This is a genomic window from Mesorhizobium argentiipisi (SeqCode), from assembly GCF_037179585.1.
Classification (GTDB): domain Bacteria; phylum Pseudomonadota; class Alphaproteobacteria; order Rhizobiales; family Rhizobiaceae; genus Mesorhizobium; species Mesorhizobium argentiipisi.
Genome location: NZ_JAPYKO010000028.1, coordinates 58,488 through 77,861, shown reverse-complemented (window position 1 = coordinate 77,861; position 19,374 = coordinate 58,488). Strand labels below are relative to the sequence as shown.

Below are 19,374 nucleotides of genomic sequence, written 5' to 3'. Positions count from 1 at the left end.
TCTTGGCTACATCAAACGCAACAAATGCTTCGCTATACTCTCCCATGGCTCGCCCTCCGTGCGTGAGGATCGGCTCGGCCCATCCGAGCAACCCTCGTCTTTTAATCGCACGAAAGGGCGGGCCACCAATCTCCGCCTCGGAACATGACGTCTAGCAGTAGGGCAGTAGGGCAGTAGGTGTGCTCGTTTCCTACTGCCTTACTGCCCTACTGCCTTAGTTCAGATACCCTCGCCGGCCAGCTCTTCCGAGAGCGTCGAGACCTGGTTCTGGGCGCTGCGCATCATCGGGTAGATCGCCAGCACCTTTTGCCAGGCTTCCAGCGCCGACTGCTTGTGGCCGGTCTCGGCCATGATCTGGGCGAGGCCAGAGAGCGCGCCGAAATGGCGGGGCTCGAGCTGCAAGGTGCGGTCGATATCGGCCATCGACTTCCCGTAATTCTTCATCAGGAAATGCACGGTGGCCCGGCGGTTCCAGCCTTCGGCATAATCAGGCTGCAAGGTCACGACCTGGTCGAGGAAATCGAGGGCGACGTCGAATTTCTGGTCTTCCGTCGCCTTTTGCGCCCACTGCATCATCAGGTCGATCGAGGCGCTGCCCGACTGGTTCCACTCGTTCCAGATGCGGCCGGCGATGCGCTCGGCCGCCTTTTCGTTGCGCTCGCGCTTCAGCTCGGTGAAGAGCTGGTCGAGGCGGCCCTGCTTGGTGGGAGCGGCCGGCGGCGGCGTAGCGGCGGCTGGCGGCGCGGCATCTGGAGGCAGCGCGCCTGGCACCTCTTCAGCTCCTGCAGGCAAAGCGGTGCCGGAAAGCAAAACGGCGATGAAAAACGCAAAAAGAATCCGCATCGCCGGAATCTAGTCCCGCACGGCGGATCGTCAAAGTGATTTTAGCGTGAGAGCGCCGGCGAACCGGCATTCGACATCAGCGCGGCCTGGTCTCTTTGCATGTCGCTTCCTTTTCGGGCGACATGCATCAAGCCGCGCGCAAGGCTCAGCCCTGGCGCGCCTTGTAGCGCGGAGCGGTCTTGTTGATGATGTAGATGCGTCCCTTGCGGCGAACCAGCCGGTTGTCGCGGTGACGCGCCTTGAGCGCCTTGAGCGAATTCTTGATCTTCATGGTCTTGCCTGTTCGGTCAGGGCCCGTCCCGGGCCGAATTTTAAAGGCGCGCCCGGAAAAAGCGCGCCCTTTTGAACTTGCGTGGCTCATAAACGAGGAGGCTTACCCGTGTCAACCACATGCGCGTGTCCGAATGCCGCAAGTGGCGCGGCATATCAAATATTCGCCATCCCGGCGAAGCTGCATTGCGCGACTCAAAGGCGGCTGGAATGGTGCGAGCTGCGCGAACGACCGGAGATTGCACATGCGCCGCCTGCTTCTGCCTGCCTGTCTGGTCTTGCTTGCGACGGCGCCGGCCGCCCGGGCGCAGGAATGCGACCGCAACGACGACAGCCAGTCGATGTTGAACATCTGCGCCGATGCCGACCACCAGGCGGCCGACGCCAAGCTCAATGCCGCCTATAAGAATATCGTCGGCAGCAACGATCAGGCCTCGAACAAGCTGTTGCAGACGGCGCAACGCGCCTGGATCGCCTTCCGCGATGCCGAATGCGCCTATTCGACCGCCGACAGCGAGGGCGGATCCATCCATCCGATGGAGGTTTCGGAGTGCCTGACGAAGCTCACCAACGAGCGCATAAAGCAGCTCACCTCCGACGCCAGCTGCAAGCTGAGCGATCCGAGCTGCGCCGGCTCGGACGCGGGCGACGACCAGGATATGCAATAGGGCGTTATCGCGACCTGATGAGGCGCGTAAAATGGCCCATCTTGCGGCCGGGACGCGACTCAGCCTTGCCATAGAGGTGCAGCATCAGGTCGGGTTCGTTAAGCAGCGCCGGCACCCTCAGCACGTCGTCGCCGATCAGGTTTTCCATCACGCAGTCAAAATGGCGGGCGGGCGAGCCCAGCGGCAGGCCGGCGACGGCGCGGATATGCTGCTCGAACTGCGAGACGACGCAGGCGGCCTCCGTCCAGTGACCGGAATTGTGCACGCGCGGCGCCAGCTCGTTGGCCAGAAGCGAGCCGTCGGCAAGCACGAAGAACTCGACGCCGATGACGCCGATATAATCGAGTGCGGAAAGGATTTTCGCAGCGGCATCCTTGGCGGCGGCTGCCGTTTCCGGGCGGATGGCTGCGGGCAGGGTCGAGCTTCGCAAGATGCCTTCGCGGTGGACGTTCTCGGCCGGATCGTAAGCCGCGACCGAGCCGTCCAGCCCACGCGCGGCGATCACCGAAATCTCGCGCTCGAAGGCGACCAGCGATTCCAGGATCAGCGGCACATTGCCCATCGCCTCGCAGGTGCCGGTAAAGCCGCCGGTCTGCATGTTGCGGAAGACACGCTGGCCCTTGCCGTCATAGCCCATGCGGCGGGTCTTCAGCACGCCGCTGCCGTCGAACGTCCTCAACGCCTCGGTCAGTTGGTCGTCATTGTCGACCGGACAGAACTCCGCCGTCGGGATGCCGATGCCGTTGAGGAAGCTTTTCTCGGTGAGGCGATCCTGCGCGACTTCGAGCGCGCGGGCCGGCGGATAGACCGGGACCGTTGCAGCCAGCGTTTGCGCCGCGGAGACCGGGACGTTCTCGAATTCATAGGTGATGACCGCGCTGGCGCTGGCCAGATCGGCGAGCGCCGCCGGATCGTCATAGGCGGCGACGATCTGGCGATTGGCGACCTGCGCGGCCGGGCAGTCGGCCTGCGGTTCCAGCACAACGATACGGTAGCCGAGCCGCGCCGCGGCCATCGCCAGCATGCGGCCAAGCTGGCCGCCGCCGATGATGCCGATGGTCGATCCGGGCGCCAGGCTCACGGCGTGTCCGTCGGCTCGGCGGCAACCTTGGCGGTCTGCGCCGCGCGCCAGGCGTCGAGGCGGGCAGCGAGTTTTTCATCGTTGAGCGCCAGCACCGCGGCGGCAAGAAGCGCCGCATTGGCTGCCCCCGCCTTGCCGATCGCCAAAGTGCCGACTGGAATGCCGGCCGGCATCTGCACGATGGAGAGAAGCGAATCCTGGCCCGACAGAGCCTTGGACTCGACCGGAACGCCGAACACCGGCAGCGGCGTCATCGCCGCCGTCATGCCGGGCAGATGCGCCGCTCCGCCGGCGCCGGCGATGATCACCTTGTAGCCGGCCGCCTTGGCGCCCTTGGCGAATTCATAGAGGCGGTCGGGGGTGCGGTGCGCGGAGACGATCAGCCTCCTGTGCGGGATGCCCAGCGCCTCCAGCGTTTCCGCGGCCTGACGCATCGTCGCCCAGTCGGACTGGCTGCCCATGATGATGGCGACGTCGGCACGCTGATCGGTCAAGGCTTCGCTCCCCGGCGGCAAAGGCGCGCCTTAGCGGAATTCGCCGATAGCCGCAAGATTGTCGATGCGCACCGAGCTAATCCGGCCAGCGCAGCGATCCTGCCGAATCCTTGCGCGCCACTTTCATCGCATCGGCCGGACGCTCCTTGGCCGTCAGGACGGCGCGCAACTGCTCGGCGACGATCTCGGCCTCGCCGGGATGCAGGTTGCACGGGTCGAGGAAGAAATGGCCGCGCTCGACCTCGTGATTGCGCACGATCACCGGCGGCGAGCCGGCAGCCAAAGCGGAAGCGAGGCCGGCGGCGGTGAAGCGGCTTTCCGGGCGCACCAAGACCTGCAGGCGATCGAGCGGATTGTTGGTCGGGTCGGGAATGATCTCAGCACCGATGCCGGGGATGCCTTGAAGTGAATCCTTCCACAAATTGAGCGCTGCCTCCTCGCGCCGGCGGATGCCGGCATGGTCGCGCTTTTCCCAGGCGTCGAGCGCCGCCATTGTGCCGGCGATGCTTTCCTTGCCGACCTTCATCGCGCGCGCAACGCCGCGGTTCTGCAGATATGCGGCGCGTACCAGGTCCTTGCGACCGGTGACGATGCCACTGGTTGGCCCTGAAAGGAATTTGTGGCCGCTATAGACGACGATGTCGGCGCCGCGCGCCAGGAAGCTGCGCAGGTCATATTCGGACGCGGCGTCAACGATCACTGGAACGTTCTTGGCATGGCAAATCTCGCAGAACTCCTCCAGCGAAAGCATGCCGTACTGCACCGTATGGTGGGCGACGACATAGAGAGCCGCCGCCGTGCGCTCATTGATTGCCTCGCGCACATGGTAGTCCTGCGTGACGCTGACGGTGCCCGCCGGAATGACCTTGGCGCCGGCGACGCGGATCGACTGGTCGATGGGTGCGCCATAGTTGACGATGTGGCCGAGCTGGATGACGACCTCCGGTTTCAGCCCTTCGGTGTCGTCCGGCAGGCGCTCGATCGCCAAAAGGTTGGTGCCGGTCATCGCGCCGGCGATGGCCATGGTGATGCCTGAGGCGCAGCAGGCGGTGATGAAGCCGGCCTCGCCGCCGGTGAGGCGCGCGACCACCGCGCTCGCGGCGCGCTGCAGATCGTCCATCTCCACCCATTGCGATGCCATCTCGGCCATGGCGCTGATTGCTTCGGGAACGATGATCGAGGCGCCCAGCGCCGTCATCGTGCCCGAGACATTGATGATAGGCCTCAAGCCAAGCCGCTCGCGGATAGTGGTGTTGGAGCCGGCGTCGGAATAGGTTTTCATGTGAGTGGACTCCGTTAAGTCAGGCGGCGATCTCGACGACCGCTTCGATTTCGACAGTGATATTGCGTGGCAACGAGCCGACGCCGATCGCCGAGCGCGCATGGCCGCCGGTCTTGTCGAAGACATCGGCGAAGAGATCCGAGCAGCCATTGACCACTTTGGGGTGGTCGCTGAAGGTCGGCGTGGCGTTGACGAAGCCGAGCAGCTTCACCACGCGCACGATGCGGCCGAGATCGCCCGCCGCGGCATGCATGACAGCGAGCAGATTGAGGCCGGTGAGACGGGCATGCTCATAGGCCTGCTCGACGGTCACGTCATCGCCGACCTTGCCGGTGCAAAGTGTGCCGTCGGCACGCAACGGCCCCTGCCCCGAAAGAAAGATCAGCCGACCGCTCTCGGCATGGGTGACGAAATTGGCGATGGGCGTGGGCGGCTCGGGCAGCGTCAGGCCGAGTTCGGCGAGCCGTGTGTAAGGCGACATGGAAGGGTACTCCCTGGATAGCCGAGGCCATCCGCTTTCAGAAATGCGAGGCGCGGAAACGCGCCAGAAATGTGCGGAGGCGCTCGTTGGTCGTCTCCGCGGCAAGAACTTCCTTCGGCGGTCCGACCGCCGAGACACCGCCATCGGCCATGAAGACGATGCGGCTGGAGGCATCGCGGGCGAAGGCCATCTCGTGCGTGACCATCACCATGGTGATTCCATCCTCGGCAAGGCTGCGCACCACCGCCAGCACCTCGCCGACGAGTTCCGGATCGAGCGCCGAGGTGATCTCGTCGAGCAGCAGGATTTTGGGCTCCATGGCGACGGCGCGGGCAATGCCGACGCGCTGCTGCTGGCCACCCGAAAGTTCGGCGGGCAGGCTATCCGCCTTGTGGGCGAGGCCGACGCGGCCCAGCCAATGCTCGGCGATCGAGCGCGCCTCCGTCTTGCTCTTGCCGCGCACCTTGGTCAGTCCGAGCATGATGTTGCCGGCGGCGCTCAGATGCGGGAAGAGGTTGAAGCTCTGGAACACCATGCCGGTCTCGGCGCGCATGGCGGCCAAATCGCGTTCGCTGCGCCGCTGGCGCGCGCCGCCGTCGCGAAAGCCGACCTCCTTGCCGTCGATGCGGATCGAGCCGCTGTCATAGCTTTCGAGGAAGTTGACGCAGCGCAGCAGCGTGGTCTTGCCGCTGCCCGAAGGGCCGATGATGGTCACCACCTCGCCCCTGGCCACCTGCAAGCTGACCGAGCGCAGCACGCTGACCGAGCCAAAGGATTTCGAGACCTCGGCGATATCGAGAAGCGCTGGGTTGTCGTTCGAACTGGCCATCGCGTTAATCCCGGATGAAAGCGAAGCGCCGTTCCAGCCGGCGGCTGGCATAGGAAAGCGCATAGTTGACGGCGAAATAGATCAGCGCGCCGAGGATATAGAGCGGCATCGCCTCATAGGTGCGTCCGATGATCTGGTTGATCGCCTGCATCAGATCGGTGATGCCGAGCAGCGAAACCAGTGCGCTGCCCTTCACGGCGTCGGTGACGCCGTTGATCCAGGGCGGCAGGAAGCGGCGGAAAGCCTGCGGGAAAATCACCGAGGTGAGGCGCTGCCGGAAGGTGAGGCCGATCGCCATCGCCGCTTCCGACTGGCCTTTCGGGATCGATGCGACGGCGCCGCGCAGATACTCGACGACCTGCGCCGTCTTGAACAAGGTCAGCGCCAGCACCGCCGCCCAGAAGGACTGAAGGTGCACGCCGACCGCGGGCAGGCCGTAATAGACGAAGAACATCAGCACCAGGATCGGGATGCCGCGGATCGTGTCCGAAAAGATGCGCACCGCCCAACGCAGCGGCGCTGGCCCATAGACCAGGCCGACGCCCAGCAGGACCCCGGCGATCAAGGACAGGACCACGACCAGCAGCGAGACCCATAAGGTCACGGCGAAGCCTTCGGCAAGGAACGGCAGGGCGTAGAGGATCTGGCTCAGCATCTCAGCGCGCCGCCCTGAACCGGCGTTCGACCAGCCGCAGCGCAAACAGCAAAGTATAGCCGGTCACCAGATACATCGCCGTCGTCACCAGATAGACCTCGACGATGCGGAACGTGTTGAAGTTGATCCATTGGGCGCCGTAGGTGAGCTCGGGCACCGAGATCACCGACGCGATCGACGTGTCCTTGAACAGCGAGATGAAGGTGTTGGACAGTGCCGGCAGCGTGATGCGCAGCATCGTCGGCAGGCGTACGTGGATCAAGCGCTGCCATGGGGTAAGGCCGATCGCCTTGCCGGCGTCGAGCTGGCCGCGCGGCACCGCTTCCAGGCCTGAGCGGAACACCTCGACGAGGTAGGCGCCGCTGTAGACCGATAGCGTCAGGACAAATGAGGTGGGGGCGCTGTAGGCAAGGTCGACTACCGTCGGCAGGCCGTAGAAGACCAAATAGACCAGCAGGATCAGCGGTACGTTGCGGATGAATTCGACATAGCCCGCGATGATGGCGCGCACCACGCGTCCGGCCGAGACATACCAGACGGCCAACACCAGGCCGATGACGATGCCGATGGCGATCGAGATCACGGCAAGCTCGAGGCTGAGCAGCAGGCCGCCCCACAGCTTGTCGAAATGCCGCCAGATCAGGTTGAAATTGAGCGTATAGCCCATGCGTCCGTCTCAATGGCCGCGGTGCGACGAATAGCATTCGCCGCCCTCGCGCCGGTGTCGAGGAAAAAACAGGCGGAAGGACCGCTCCTTCCGCCGGCTTGGTCGTGTGGCCCGTCAGATGACGGGGAAGCCCGGATGACGCGGCGGCGGCTCCTGGCCGAAATATTCCTTGAAGGCGGCATCGTAGAGCGCCGTCTCATGCCCGAACATGGCGATGGTGAAGGTCTGGTTGACGAAGGTCAGCCAATCGAGGTCGCCTTGCCGGACCGCGGCGCCGTAAAGCATCGAGTACCAGCTTTTGCCGGCGTCGAAATATTTGTCGGGATTGCGCGAGGCCAGCCAGCGCACGGTCGACAGATCGACGGCGGCGGCATCGGCGCGCTTGGATTCCAGCGCCTGCAGAACGTTCGCCTGGGTATCGATCTGCAGCACCTGCGCCTGGGGCAAAGCAAAATGCACCGAGCTTTCGGCGTCGACATTCTGCAGGATCGAGATGCGGGTGTTGGCGCCGTTCGCCAGGAGCTTGTCGAAGGTCTTGTTTTCGGAGCCAGGCAGGGTCAGCAGCGCGACACCTTCGACATAATAGGGCCGCGAGAAGTGGATCAGCTGCGACCGCTGCGCCGTCATGGTCATGAACTGGATGGTGATATCGACCTTGTTGGTCGTCACGTTCGGAATACGCTGCGCCGGATCCTGCATGACGAACTCGACCTTGGTCGGGTCATCGAACAGGCCCTTGGCAAGGATGCGGCCCATGGTGATGTCCATGCCGACCAGCTCGCCGGCATCGTTCTCGAAATGCCACGGCGCGTTGGTGCTGCCGGTGCCGACGATCAGCTTGCCGCGATCGAGCGCAGTGCGCAGCACGCTATCGGACGCGGCTTGCGCCGCCGCCTTCTCGGCGCTGATTGCGGTGAGCGCGCCGGCGGTGGCCAGGCCCGCCATTCCCAGTTTCAGAAAATCACGTCTGCCGGATGTGTCGTTCACGGCGACCTCCTTTGATGGTTTGTTCCCCAATGCAGCAGAGATACGCGTCGCAATCAGCGATTGTCTCTTACAAGAGACGTGTGTATCCTGTACAGGACAGATACTAGCATCAGGAATCGACAATGCAAGATGGTGAAACGCTGACCGGCTGGCCGACCGGGGTCGCGGATGAAGAGCGGCCGGCGGGCTCGCGCGAGAAGGGCCTCAGCAGGGCCCTGAACATCCTGGAATTCCTGCACGCCAACCAGCGCGCGATCGGCATCGGCGACCTGGCCAAAGGGCTCAACGCCCCGCGCTCGACGACCTACACACTGGTGCGCGAATTGGTCGAAGCCGGGCTCTTGGAAATGGCCGGCGACGGCAACCGCGTCTATTTCGGCAAGAAGCTCTATCTCTATGGAATGGCCTATATGCGCGGCAACGACCTGCTCAGGCGCGGGCGCCAGGAGGTCGACACGCTGTCGCGCGAGACCGGCGAGACGTCCGAGCTCTGCATGCTGCAGAGCGGCCGCTACACGATCGTCCATTCGAGCCCGGGCACCAGACCGTTCCGCATCAGTTCGGCCACCGGCCTGCAGATTCCGCTGCCTTGGACTGCTTCCGGCCGGCTGCTGCTTGCCGGCCTCGATCGCGGCGGGATCGAAGCGATGGTGGCGCAAGACGATCTCGTGCTGCCGGACGGCCGCAAGCTCGAACTCGATGATTTCATCGACGATATCGCGCGGGCGCGCGTCACCGGCTACTGCGTCACGTCAGGCCTGGTCGACGCCTACACCAAATGCCTTGCGGCGCCAGTGTTCTCCGCGCCAGGCAAGGTCGAGGCGACGATGTGCCTTGTCGTGCCGATCGACACTTCCGAAGAACGGACGGGCGAACTTCTTGCGCTGCTGCGCGAGCGCGCGGCGCGGCTATCGATCTCTTGACGGTGCGGAGGCGATCCGCTCAGGCGATGATGTCCGGGATGATGCGGTCTTCCAGCGCCGACAGCCGGTCTTTCAGTATCAGCTTCTTCTTCTTCATGCGCTGGATCTGAAGCGGGTCGCAGCCTGTGGCGATCATCGCGTTTATGGCGGCGTCGAAATCGGCGTGTTCTTGTTTGAGCCGGGAATATTCGAGGCGTATTTCAGCCTGTTCCTGTTCGGACATTATCTACCGTCTGCGTATGCATCGCCCAATCGGGCTGTATGGGCGGGGCCGGTCGGGTCAGTCTGTTTGTGACCGGCGCGCCGCTGATATCACATTTCACTTTGTCGTGGAATGCTACCACGTGGCATTCGACATCGAGATCGGTTGGTGGCAAACTGTCATCGTGCCGTCACAGTCGCAACCTGCGGTGGACGTGCCTGCGACGGCTGCAATCGAGGAAACCATGAAAGGGAGAACCAATCATGTCTCTTGCATCCCATCTTGATGAGCTGCAGCGAAAGCACGGCGATATCGAGCGTGAACTTGTCGATGCGATGAACCATCCTTCGGTAGACGACCTCGAGATCGCCACTCTCAAGCGGCGCAAGTTGGCAATCAAGGACGAGATTGAGAAGCTGAAGGCGAAACCGACCGCACACTGAAGCTCCTGTAAGCACCATCAACGCACCCGCCGCGGTGCACCTCCCCCGGTGGCAAGAATGCCACCGGCTCGGTGCTTTACGCTGAATCTGCTGACCGTTTGGGCGTGCATCTTGTGGCCCGATGTCCCCTTTGAGCCGCATGGCGGCTGATCGGGAGCAGCGGATTTGCCGCCCTTGCCTGCCGGTTGCCATTGACAAGCCATCTTTGCTCCGCCACCTCATGCCCGGAACTTTCAGATGAAGGCGGCCGGCATGACCGGATATTTTTCTTCACCCTTCCCGCGGCGAATGTCGGTCGGCGTCTCGGTCGGCGGCGTGATCGTCGGCGGCGGCGCCCCGGTCGTCGTGCAGTCGATGACCAACACCGACACTGCCGATGTCGACCAGACGGTCGCCCAGGTCGCGGCGCTGCACCGAGCCGGCTCCGAAATCGTGCGCATCACGGTCGACCGCGACGAGAGCGCGGCCGCGGTTCCGCGCATCCATGAGCGGTTGTTGCGGCTCGGCATCGACGTGCCGCTGGTCGGCGATTTCCACTATATCGGCCACAAGCTGCTCGCCGATCATCCGGCCTGCGCCGAGGTGCTGGCGAAGTACCGCATCAATCCTGGCAATGTCGGCTTCAAGGAAAAGAAGGACCGCCAGTTCGCGGCCATCGTCGAAATGGCGATCAGACATGACAAGCCGGTGCGCATCGGCGTCAACTGGGGCTCGCTTGACCAGGAGCTTTTGACCCGGCTGATGGACGACAACCAGGCCCAAGGCTCGCCGCTTACCGCGCAGGAAGTGACGCGCGAGGCGATCGTGCAGTCGGCGATCCTGTCGGCAGAGATGGCGGAAGAGATCGGGCTTGGCCGCGACAAGATCATCCTGTCGGCCAAGGTCAGCGGCGTGCAGGACTTGATCGCCGTCTACACCGAGCTTGCCACCCGCTCCGACCATGCGCTGCATCTTGGCCTCACCGAGGCTGGCATGGGCAGCAAGGGCATCGTCGCCTCTTCGGCGGCGATGGGCATTCTCTTGCAGCAGGGCATCGGCGACACGATCCGCATCTCGCTGACGCCGGAGCCGAATGGCGACCGCACCCGCGAGGTGCAGGTGTCGCAGGAATTGCTGCAGACCATGGGCTTCCGGCAGTTCGTACCAATCGTCGCGGCCTGCCCCGGTTGCGGGCGCACGACGTCAACCGTGTTCCAGGAACTTGCCCAGAGCATCCAGGCCGATATCCGCAAGAACATGCCGGTGTGGCGCGAGAAATATCCCGGCGTCGAGAGCCTCAAGGTCGCGGTGATGGGCTGCATCGTCAACGGTCCGGGCGAATCCAAGCACGCCGATATCGGCATATCGCTGCCCGGCACCGGCGAGACGCCGACGGCGCCGGTCTTCATCGACGGCAAGAAGGCGGCGACGCTGCGCGGCACGTCGATCGCGCAGGATTTCGAAAAGATGGTCGCCGATTACATCGAACAGCGCTACGGGCACGGCAAAGCCGCCGCGGAATGAGCGGGATGCAGCGTTTCGTGAAGACGACGCTGCTTCTCGCTTGCGCGCTGATCGCCGCCGGTCCGGCATTGGCCGATCCGCCCCAGTCGAAGTCGGCCGCGAAACGGCTGATCAACCGCGTCTGCGACCTGATCGAAACCCAGGCCCAACAAAACGGCCTGCCCAAGGATTTCTTCGCCCGGCTGATCTGGAAGGAGAGCCGCTTTGATCCGAACGCGGTGAGCCCGGTCGGCGCCGAAGGCATCGCGCAATTCATGCCCGGAACCGCCAAGATGCGCGGCCTGGTCAATTCCTTCGACGTCGAGCAGGCTATTCCTGCCTCGGCGAAGTACCTCGCCGAGATGAAGGCAAGCTACGGCAATCTCGGCCTCGCGGCGGCGGCCTATAATGCCGGCGAGAACCGCGTGTCGCGCTGGCTCGCTTCCGGCGGCTTCCTGCCGATGGAGACGGAAAGCTATGTCTTCGACATCATGGGCGAGCCCGTCGATAAGTTTTCCGACAAATCCTATGCCGGCACCGTCCAGCCGCTCGATCCCAAGATGAGCTTCGCGATCGCCTGCCGCCGGCTGCCGGTGATCATGTCGCGGACCGTCGCCATGGCCTCGATCAACGTCAAGCCGTGGGGCGTGCAGGTGGCGGGCAACTTTCGCCGCTCCGCGGCGATCGGCCAATGGCTGAGGGTCAAAAGCCGGTTCCCGGCCTTGCTGGCCAGCCATGATCCGGTGGTGAGCCGGGTGCGCACGCCGATCGGCCGCCGCGGCATCTATGCGGTCAGGATCGGCGCCGACTCGCGCGGCGAGGCCAACGGCATCTGCAACAAACTGCAAAGCGTCGGCGGCGCCTGCGTGGTGCTGCGCAACCGGTGACGCCAAGGCCAAGACAGAGGGGCGGCGAGGGGCGCCGAAACGCGCGAAAGCGGGCGTGCGGACCGACTGCCCGGACTGGCGCGCTGGCAATTCGAACGCGTGCACAAGGGTATGGCCTACGACCTTGAGCTCGACACCAGCCGGCTGCTGCCGGCCGAATGCGTCCGCCTCATCCGGCAGCGATTTAAATTGTAGCGACTTGCATTCCTCGCGGGGACTCGAGCTTCCCGGTCGTCAACAACGCCGATAGCCAATTGCTAATGTTGCGAGGAGAATCCACTTGCCAGGGCGGTGGCGGTTAAATCTTAATGCGCTTTGCCATAGTAAGAGCGGGTTCAGTATTTCAAGGGCGCATTTTTATTCGTGACCACAAGGGGGGGCATCATGCCGGAGGGGAATTTCGTTAAAAGGGTTATCGGTGAGCTCGAAACACCGCGCACTAAGCGGCCGTTCGGGTCCGGCTGGCTGTCCGGCTCGATCGCATTACTTGCCGGGATCACCAGCCTCCTGATGGTCATCGTATTGCGCTATCCGACGCTGACCTCGATGCCGGACCTTGCTCCGATCCACCAGATGCTGTTCTTCAAGCCGGTCCTCTATTTCGTGCTTATCTCGGGCTATGTCCTGGCCATCCTGAGCATGATGCTGCGCAGGGAAAAGACGCTCGGCGTGGCGGCTATGGTCACGGTGCTGTTGGCGTCGCTCATCGGCATGCTCCCGGTGCGTCACGAGTTGCATGTCGACGGCGTGTTCTTCGGCCTTGATTTCTTCATTCTCAATGTCCTGTTCATGGGCGTGCTGTTCGTCCCGCTCGAACGCATCTTTGCCCGCAACAAGGGCCAGACCGTGTTCCGCGACGAATGGCGCGAAGACCTGTTCTATTACCTGGTCTCGTCGCTGCTGGTGCAGATATTGACCTACCTGACGCTCGCGCCGTCCAATTTCGTCAATGCGCAAGCCGGCCTCGGTTCGGTGCGCGCCTGGGTCCACGATCTGCCCTGGATCGTGCAACTGCTGGCGGTGATGTTCCTGACCGATCTTGCCCAATATTGGGTACACCGGGCCTTCCATCGCATCCCGTTCCTGTGGAATTTTCATGCCGTGCATCATTCGGCCAAGTCGATGGACTGGATTGCCGGCGCGCGGATGCATTTCCTGGAAATCATCGTTCTTCGCAGCTTGACGGCGACGCCGATGTTCGTGCTCGGCTTCGATGAATCGGCGATCCAAGCCTATATCCTGATCGTCTACGTCTATTCGTCCTTCATCCATTCCAACATCGGAACCAGTTTCGGTCCGGTCGAAAAAGTGCTCGTGTCGCCGCGCTTCCATCATTGGCATCATGGTCTTGAGAAAGAGGCGATCGACGTCAATTTCGCCATCCATTTCCCGCTGCTCGACCGGCTGTTCGGCACCTATCATCTGCCCGAGAGCCGCTGGCCGAAGGGCTACGGCATTCACGGCCATCCGGTGCCGAAAGGATATTGGCGGCAATTCCTCTATCCGTTCCGGCGGGGCTGAGTGCTCGAAAAGAGATGGTTCAGAGTCGGCGAGACAGAAGGGCCGCGCGAAGGAACTCGGCGGTGGCCGATGCTGCTACCCAGCCTCAAGCCGTCTTCGCCGCCACTGTCTCGCTGAGCCAGGTGCCGATCTTGGCGCCGAGGCGGTCGGGCGAGACGGGCTTCGGCAGGTAGTCGTCCATGCCGGCCTCGATGCATTTTTCCCGGTCGCCCTTCAGCGCATGCGCGGTGATACCGATGATCGGCGTGTGATCGCCGTTCTGCGCTTCGATGGCGCGGATGGCGCGGGTCGCCTCATAGCCGTTCATCTCCGGCATGGAGACGTCCATCAGCACCAGGCGGGGGCGCAGCGAGCGGTACATTTCCACAGCCGTGCGGCCATTGCCGGCTATGCGGTAGCTGAGACCGAAGCCGTTGAGGATCTGGCCGAAGACCAGCTGGTTCACGTCATTGTCCTCGGCGATCAGGATATCGATCGGGCCGCTCGGCGCGGCCGTCGATTCCGGCGCCGCCGGCACGGGCACCGACGGGCCGCGGATGACGGTCAAGGCCGGCGGCGCCGCCTGCGCCGCGACCGGCTCGCGCACGAAATGCGCCTTGGCGCCTTGCGTGCGCGCCTTCTGGATGGCGGAGATCACGGTGCCCAGCAGCACCGCCGAACGCGCCGGCTTGGTGAGATGCGCGACGATGCCGAAATCGATCACCATCCTGCCGAAATCGACCTGGTCGACCGAGGTGAGCAGCACGACCGGAATGGAGGAAAGCCGAGTGTCGGCGGCGATGGCCTTCGCGACATCGGCGCCGTTCATGCCGGGCATCTGGTAATCGAGGATGATGCAGTCGACCGAGGCGCCGAGCTGGCAGGCGCGGTCGAGGAAGGCGAGGCCGACGGCGCCGCTTTCTGCGGCCGCGCAGTCGAAGCTCCAGCTCCTGAGCTGCTCCAGCAGGATCTCGCGGTTGACCGGATTGTCGTCGATGACCAGCACCCGGGCGCCGGTGACGTCGACCGGCACGAGCTTGTCGCGCGACTGCTGGTCATGTGCCGGCAGCGGCACGGCGAACCAGAACACGGAACCGCGGCCTATCTCGCTCTCGACGCCGATCTTGCCGCCCATCAGATCGACGAGACGAGCGGCGATCGCCAGGCCAAGCCCGGTGCCCTCGTGGCGGCGGGTCGAGGAGCCGTCGACCTGGGCGAATTTCTCGAACACGTTTTGCAGCTTCTCGGCCGGGATGCCGATGCCGGTATCCTCGACACGGACCTTGAGCTGGACCACGCCGTCGACGACATCGCCGCCGACATCGACCAGGACATGGCCCTTCTCGGTGAACTTCACGGCGTTGCCGAGCAGGTTGGTGACGATCTGGCGGAAGCGCCCGGCGTCGCCGACGACGAAGGCCGGCAGGCGCGGGTCGACGCGCACGATGAGTTCGAGGTTCTTTTCGGCAACGCGCGCCGACACCAAGGTCGCCACATCCTCGACCGCTTCCGCCAGGCGGAAGGGAGCGGGGTCGAGCGTCAGCTGGCCGGCATTGATCTTCGAGAAATCGAGGATGTCGTTGATGATGGTGAGCAGCGCGTTGCCGGATTTGACGATGACGTCGGTGAAGGTCTTCTGGCGCGGCGTAAGCTCCGTCTTGGCGAGCAGCTCGGCCATGCCGAGCACGCCGTTCATCGGCGTGCGGATCTCATGGCTCATATTGGCGAGGAATTCGGACTTGGCGCGGTCGGCGGCCTCGGCCTTGAACAAAGATGCAGCGGTCTCGGCGAAGGCGCGCCGGATCGCATTCTCCATCGGCCGGAAGATCAGAACCGCCGCGATGGCGAGCGCGGCGAACAAAAGGCCGCTCGCCCACAGGAGCAGCCGGTCGCTGGAAGCATCGGCGAGCCGGCGCTCCTCGTCGAGCGCGGTGCGCACCTTCACCAGCATCGGCTGGGCGAAAAGATCGTTCTGGTTGCGGATCTCGCGGTAGCTCCACTCGTCGACCTTCTGGGCGACCGCCATCAGGTTGAAGTTGCGCACCATGTCACGCGCCGACCAGAACAGGTCGCCGTTGACCGAAGCGGTGTCCATCGCGTTGACGGTGTTCTTCGACAGGCGCGGCCTGATCGCGGCAAGCTGGGCGTTCAGGATTCCGATCTCGCCCATCAGGCGTTCGGAATGGCCGCGCGCGGCGGTCGTCAACGCATCGCGCGTCTCGCTGCGCCAAGCGGTGCCGGTGGTCTCGGCGAAATTGGTGGCATTGCGCAGGTCGCGGGCGAAGATGACGAAATTGCCGCTGAGGGCATCAACCTCGTGACGGTACGAATTCACGCGGTTGAGCGCGAACATGACGGCGGCCGAGGCCAGCGCGAACACAAGCAATCCCGAAATGTAACGGATCCGGATCGACCGGAGGAAGGAAGAATATTCCGGCATGCGCAACCCCAACACATACGCACAATTTTAATGGTCGGGATTACGCTTGATTTACATTAAGATTTCGTTGGAGGGAGGCTGGCCTTGTCGCAGCTTTTGATGGCAGAGGCGACGTATCCCGCGACAGACAGGCTAAACGCACTGGACTTGCGGGCAGCGCTTTGAAACCGGACGGCAGATCGTCAATCCGTCGAATCGGAGAGGATACGGTTTCCCTTGCGCAGCGTGATCCGCCGTTGGGGATGCTCGTCCCTTGCGGCTTGAAAAATGGCGCGGGCAAGCTGGGCTGTGACGGCGCGTGCGAGAACCCGTTCGATGACCTCATGGCTGTCGGCGTGCCAGAGTTCGATACGGTAGGGCAGCGCTTCGGCCGAACGGGAAGAGTTGGCGCTCCGTGTCATAGACAGGCCCCTGCCTAATTCGCCGGACCGTTCCATCTCGAAACGAAATTGTTCTTGTGCCGCAAGGTGACGTAGCGGTCCGGATGCTCGCGCGTCGCTGCGTAATAGGCAGCGTAGCCGATGCTGGCATTTGCCGTGACGGCGAGGACTTGTTCGACACCATTCTTGGCGGCGTTCCACAACTCGACCCTATACGGGAGTTCGTCATGCTCGGCAGAGCCGACTTCGTGAGAGACGGGATTTTCCTCGTCATCTCCAGGCTCGTTTTCCGGAGCAAAGCTGTACAAATAACCCGGGTTTCTGAGATTGGCTGCGAGAGCGGATGAATATGTCGCCATTGATCCAAGCTCGTTGCTATGCAGGATAGGCACGCTTATGTTGCAGACGTGTCACCGGACGAACTGCCTGATGCGAGCGTAATGCGGGTTCGACAATGCCACTGACCACAGCCGACGCGCAACACCTTTCCGACAGCCGCCGCCTCGAACTCTTCATCGACGCTGTCGCCGACTACGCGATCTACACCCTTGATGCAGATGGCTTCATCACCAGCTGGAATGCCGGCGCCGAGAAGATAAAGGGCTACGCGGCTTCGGAAATCCTGGGGCAACATTTTTCCCGATTTTTCACAGCCGAAGATCAGACGAAGGACCTCCCGGGCAGGATGCTTGCCGCGGCAAAGGCGGAGGGAAGATACGAGGCTGAAGGGTGGCGGGTACGCAAGGACGGAACCAGGTTCTGGTCGAGCGGCCTTGTTCAACGGGTACTGGACGGCAACGGCGTTCTTTTGGGTTATGCGAAGATCACGCGAGACATCACGGAGCGCGTCGCCGCGCATGAGTCGCTGCTGCAGAGCGAGCGGCGCTTCCGCATCCTTGTCGATGGCGTGACCGACTATGCCATCTACATGCTCGATCCAAGCGGCATTGTCACCAATTGGAACGCTGGTGCCCAGCGGCTGAAAGGCTACGCCGCCGACGAAATCGTGGGCCAGCATTTCTCCAAATTCTATACCCGTGACGAACGCGCAAAAGGCACGCCGCTGCGCGTCCTGGAAGCAGCCTTGCAGAACGGGCGGTATGAAGGCGAGGGCTGGCGCGTACGCAAGGATGGCAGCCGTTTCTGGGCGTCGGTTGTCGTCACTCCGATCCGCAACGATGCCGGCCAGCTCGAAGGATTTGCCAAGGTTACGCGCGACATCACCGAACGCCGCGTGGCGCACGAAGCCTTGCGTCAAAGCGAGCGCCAGTTCCGCCTCCTGGTAAGCGGCGTGACCGACTATGCGCTTTACATGCTTGATCCCAACGGGCTGGTGACCAGTTGGAACGCCGGTGCGGAGCGCATCAAGGGCTATACGGCCGAAGAAATCATCGGTCAGCACTTCTCACGTTTTTATACGGAGCATGATCGAGCCGCCGGTTTACCTGGCCGCGCGCTCTATACGGCAACACGGGATGGACGCTTCGAGACCGAGGGCCATCGCGTCCGCAAGGACGGCACGCTGTTCTGGGCCAATGTCGTGATCGATCCGATCCGCGACGAGCAAGGAGAGCTAATCGGTTTCGCCAAGATTACGCGCGACATCACCGATCGACGCGATGCGGAGATCGCGCTTAAGCAGGCGCAAGCGCAACACGCGCATACGCAGAAAATGGACGCGCTCGGTCAGTTGACCGGCGGCATCGTGCATGATTTCAACAACCTCCTGACGGTGGTCGACAGCTATGTTCGCCTAGGGAAGAAAGTCGGCAGCGATCCCGAAATGAAGCGAGCGACCGAATCCGTGGAGCTTGCACTCCAGCGCGGCGCCGCGTTGACACGCCAGTTGCTGGCCTTTTCGCGCAAGGAGATTGCCCGTGCCGAGGTCGTGTCGCTGGCGGAGCGAGTGGAAGCCGTTCGCGCAATGATAGCGGGTTCCATGCGCAAATCGGTGAAACTGGTCGCCGCTGTCGGATCCGAAATCTGGCAAGTGAAGGTCGACCCCAGCGAACTGGAGCTTGGTCTCGTCAACATGGCCTTCAACGCGCGGGACGCCATGCCTGACGGTGGCCTGGTAACGATAACGGCGGAGAACCTGCTGTTGTCGAGCGACGATAACGCAGCCGACCTGCAAGGCGAATTCGTCGCGTTGCGGGTGACCGACACAGGCATCGGAATTGCGCCAGACGTGCTTCCGCAGGTTTTCGAACCGTTCTTCACGACCAAAGGGCCCGAGAAGGGCACAGGTCTCGGCCTTGCGCAGGTCTACGGTTTCGCGCAGCAGTCCGGCGGCGCGGTCACGATCCACAGCGAAGTCGGCAAGGGCACGACGGTGACGATCTATCTGCCGCGGGCCGATATGGGAGCCGCCGCGCAGAGCGCGGAGCCGGATCAGCCGGCCAGCGCAAATGTGGTGCCGTTGAGGACAAAGGGCCGTTTTGCCGGGGATCAAGACTGATGACGTTGCCGCAGATGCTGTGAGGTGACGACGACAGAGCGGTATCGCACGGTTACCACCGCAACGATCGGCAAGTGAAGCAGGATCGCCAGAGCATTTTCGTTCGCAAATTTGCCGAATCGGTCGCCGGCGTGCTCTTCGACCTGATGGACCATGTAAAACGGTGCAGGAAGATCAGGAACACCGGCAGCGGAAGCGATACAACCGGCGCAGCCGCTATAAGCGATGCTGCCATGAACCCTGCACCAATGACCCAATAATCGGCCAGCCAGGCTTGCAGCTTGAGCATCGGTTCCCGGCATCCTCCGGCGTTTGTCAGTCGGCGATCTTGCACGAATGGATGGGCATCACCAGAACTATTCGAGCGCCTGGAGGAACTGCTCACGCCCCGGCGTGCCGTTT

Annotated in this window: 22 protein-coding genes and 1 pseudogene; 8 read left to right on the top strand and 15 right to left on the bottom strand. The window is 63.1% G+C overall.

Annotation, left to right across the window (positions count from 1 at the left end):
- Positions 1–219 precede the first annotated feature (219 nt).
- Positions 220–843: a tetratricopeptide repeat protein gene (locus tag O7A05_RS28000; RefSeq protein ID WP_337096301.1), complete on the bottom strand. Its 624-nt coding sequence runs from the start codon at positions 841–843 to the stop codon at positions 220–222.
- A gap of 145 nt (positions 844–988) precedes the next feature.
- Positions 989–1,114, bottom strand: a complete 126-nt coding sequence (gene ykgO / locus O7A05_RS27995) for a type B 50S ribosomal protein L36 (protein ID WP_040974291.1) — start codon at positions 1,112–1,114, stop codon at positions 989–991.
- 244 nt (positions 1,115–1,358) lie between these two features.
- Between ykgO and O7A05_RS27990 the strand changes: the two genes are divergently transcribed.
- Positions 1,359–1,781: a lysozyme inhibitor LprI family protein gene (locus O7A05_RS27990; RefSeq protein ID WP_337096299.1), complete on the top strand. Its 423-nt coding sequence runs from the start codon at positions 1,359–1,361 to the stop codon at positions 1,779–1,781.
- Between the two features lie 4 nt (positions 1,782–1,785).
- Here O7A05_RS27990 and O7A05_RS27985 read toward each other — a convergent pair whose 3' ends face one another.
- The 8 genes from O7A05_RS27985 to O7A05_RS27950 all read right to left on the bottom strand — a co-directional run bounded on the left by O7A05_RS27985 (position 1,786) and on the right by O7A05_RS27950 (position 8,257).
- A complete protein-coding gene (locus tag O7A05_RS27985; RefSeq protein WP_337096298.1) occupies positions 1,786–2,862 on the bottom strand; it encodes a 5-(carboxyamino)imidazole ribonucleotide synthase in 1,077 nt (358 codons plus the stop codon).
- A complete protein-coding gene (gene purE, locus O7A05_RS27980) occupies positions 2,859–3,356 on the bottom strand; it encodes a 5-(carboxyamino)imidazole ribonucleotide mutase (protein WP_224510740.1) in 498 nt (165 codons plus the stop codon). Before purE ends, O7A05_RS27985 begins: the two co-directional genes overlap by 4 nt.
- Positions 3,357–3,432: 76 nt before the next feature.
- Positions 3,433–4,638, bottom strand: coding sequence for an aminotransferase class V-fold PLP-dependent enzyme (locus O7A05_RS27975; protein ID WP_337096297.1), 1,206 nt, complete (start codon positions 4,636–4,638; stop codon positions 3,433–3,435).
- A 19-nt stretch (positions 4,639–4,657) separates the two neighbouring features.
- Complete coding sequence (locus O7A05_RS27970; RefSeq protein WP_224510736.1) at positions 4,658–5,119, bottom strand: RidA family protein; 462 nt, start codon at positions 5,117–5,119, stop codon at positions 4,658–4,660.
- Between the two features lie 37 nt (positions 5,120–5,156).
- Positions 5,157–5,948, bottom strand: a complete 792-nt coding sequence (locus tag O7A05_RS27965; protein ID WP_337096295.1) for an amino acid ABC transporter ATP-binding protein — start codon at positions 5,946–5,948, stop codon at positions 5,157–5,159.
- 4 nt (positions 5,949–5,952) lie between these two features.
- Complete coding sequence (locus O7A05_RS27960) at positions 5,953–6,603, bottom strand: amino acid ABC transporter permease (RefSeq protein WP_224589019.1); 651 nt, start codon at positions 6,601–6,603, stop codon at positions 5,953–5,955.
- A 1-nt stretch (position 6,604) separates the two neighbouring features.
- On the bottom strand, positions 6,605–7,270 hold the full coding sequence (locus O7A05_RS27955; RefSeq protein WP_337096294.1) for an amino acid ABC transporter permease: 666 nt from the start codon (positions 7,268–7,270) through the stop codon (positions 6,605–6,607).
- Between the two features lie 114 nt (positions 7,271–7,384).
- Complete coding sequence (locus O7A05_RS27950; RefSeq protein WP_411966407.1) at positions 7,385–8,257, bottom strand: transporter substrate-binding domain-containing protein; 873 nt, start codon at positions 8,255–8,257, stop codon at positions 7,385–7,387.
- 122 nt (positions 8,258–8,379) lie between these two features.
- On the opposite strand from O7A05_RS27950, the gene O7A05_RS27945 reads away from it, so the two are divergent.
- Positions 8,380–9,180, top strand: coding sequence for an IclR family transcriptional regulator (locus O7A05_RS27945; protein WP_337096293.1), 801 nt, complete (start codon positions 8,380–8,382; stop codon positions 9,178–9,180).
- 19 nt (positions 9,181–9,199) lie between these two features.
- Here O7A05_RS27945 and O7A05_RS27940 read toward each other — a convergent pair whose 3' ends face one another.
- Complete coding sequence (locus O7A05_RS27940; protein ID WP_126080812.1) at positions 9,200–9,403, bottom strand: YdcH family protein; 204 nt, start codon at positions 9,401–9,403, stop codon at positions 9,200–9,202.
- Between the two features lie 242 nt (positions 9,404–9,645).
- Here O7A05_RS27940 and O7A05_RS27935 point away from each other — a divergent pair, with 242 nt between their 5' ends.
- From O7A05_RS27935 to O7A05_RS27915, 5 genes and pseudogenes are all read left to right on the top strand, one after another.
- Complete coding sequence (locus tag O7A05_RS27935; protein ID WP_149791894.1) at positions 9,646–9,825, top strand: YdcH family protein; 180 nt, start codon at positions 9,646–9,648, stop codon at positions 9,823–9,825.
- 252 nt (positions 9,826–10,077) lie between these two features.
- On the top strand, positions 10,078–11,328 hold the full coding sequence (gene ispG / locus O7A05_RS27930; RefSeq protein ID WP_337096290.1) for a flavodoxin-dependent (E)-4-hydroxy-3-methylbut-2-enyl-diphosphate synthase: 1,251 nt from the start codon (positions 10,078–10,080) through the stop codon (positions 11,326–11,328).
- Between the two features lie 5 nt (positions 11,329–11,333).
- Positions 11,334–12,194, top strand: coding sequence for a lytic transglycosylase domain-containing protein (locus tag O7A05_RS27925; RefSeq protein WP_337096289.1), 861 nt, complete (start codon positions 11,334–11,336; stop codon positions 12,192–12,194).
- A 45-nt stretch (positions 12,195–12,239) separates the two neighbouring features.
- Positions 12,240–12,389 (top strand): annotated as a pseudogene (locus tag O7A05_RS27920) (phosphotransferase-like protein); the annotation flags it as partial.
- A gap of 189 nt (positions 12,390–12,578) precedes the next feature.
- On the top strand, positions 12,579–13,715 hold the full coding sequence (locus O7A05_RS27915; protein ID WP_337096287.1) for a sterol desaturase family protein: 1,137 nt from the start codon (positions 12,579–12,581) through the stop codon (positions 13,713–13,715).
- 85 nt (positions 13,716–13,800) lie between these two features.
- Here O7A05_RS27915 and O7A05_RS27910 read toward each other — a convergent pair whose 3' ends face one another.
- The 3 genes from O7A05_RS27910 to O7A05_RS27900 all read right to left on the bottom strand — a co-directional run bounded on the left by O7A05_RS27910 (position 13,801) and on the right by O7A05_RS27900 (position 16,873).
- Positions 13,801–16,134 (bottom strand): response regulator, encoded by a 2,334-nt coding sequence (locus O7A05_RS27910; protein ID WP_337096285.1) that lies wholly within the window; start codon positions 16,132–16,134, stop codon positions 13,801–13,803.
- 182 nt (positions 16,135–16,316) lie between these two features.
- Positions 16,317–16,535: a hypothetical protein gene (locus tag O7A05_RS27905; protein WP_337096284.1), complete on the bottom strand. Its 219-nt coding sequence runs from the start codon at positions 16,533–16,535 to the stop codon at positions 16,317–16,319.
- 14 nt (positions 16,536–16,549) lie between these two features.
- On the bottom strand, positions 16,550–16,873 hold the full coding sequence (locus tag O7A05_RS27900; RefSeq protein ID WP_337096283.1) for a hypothetical protein: 324 nt from the start codon (positions 16,871–16,873) through the stop codon (positions 16,550–16,552).
- 95 nt (positions 16,874–16,968) lie between these two features.
- Between O7A05_RS27900 and O7A05_RS27890 the strand changes: the two genes are divergently transcribed.
- Complete coding sequence (locus tag O7A05_RS27890) at positions 16,969–18,972, top strand: PAS domain S-box protein (RefSeq protein ID WP_415927065.1); 2,004 nt, start codon at positions 16,969–16,971, stop codon at positions 18,970–18,972.
- Here the strand turns inward: O7A05_RS27890 and O7A05_RS27885 are convergent.
- Positions 18,963–19,274 carry a hypothetical protein gene (locus tag O7A05_RS27885; RefSeq protein ID WP_337096281.1) on the bottom strand — a complete coding sequence of 104 codons (312 nt, stop codon included), beginning with the start codon at positions 19,272–19,274 and terminating at the stop codon, positions 18,963–18,965. The genes O7A05_RS27890 and O7A05_RS27885 overlap by 10 nt on opposite strands.
- Positions 19,275–19,374 lie beyond the last annotated feature (100 nt).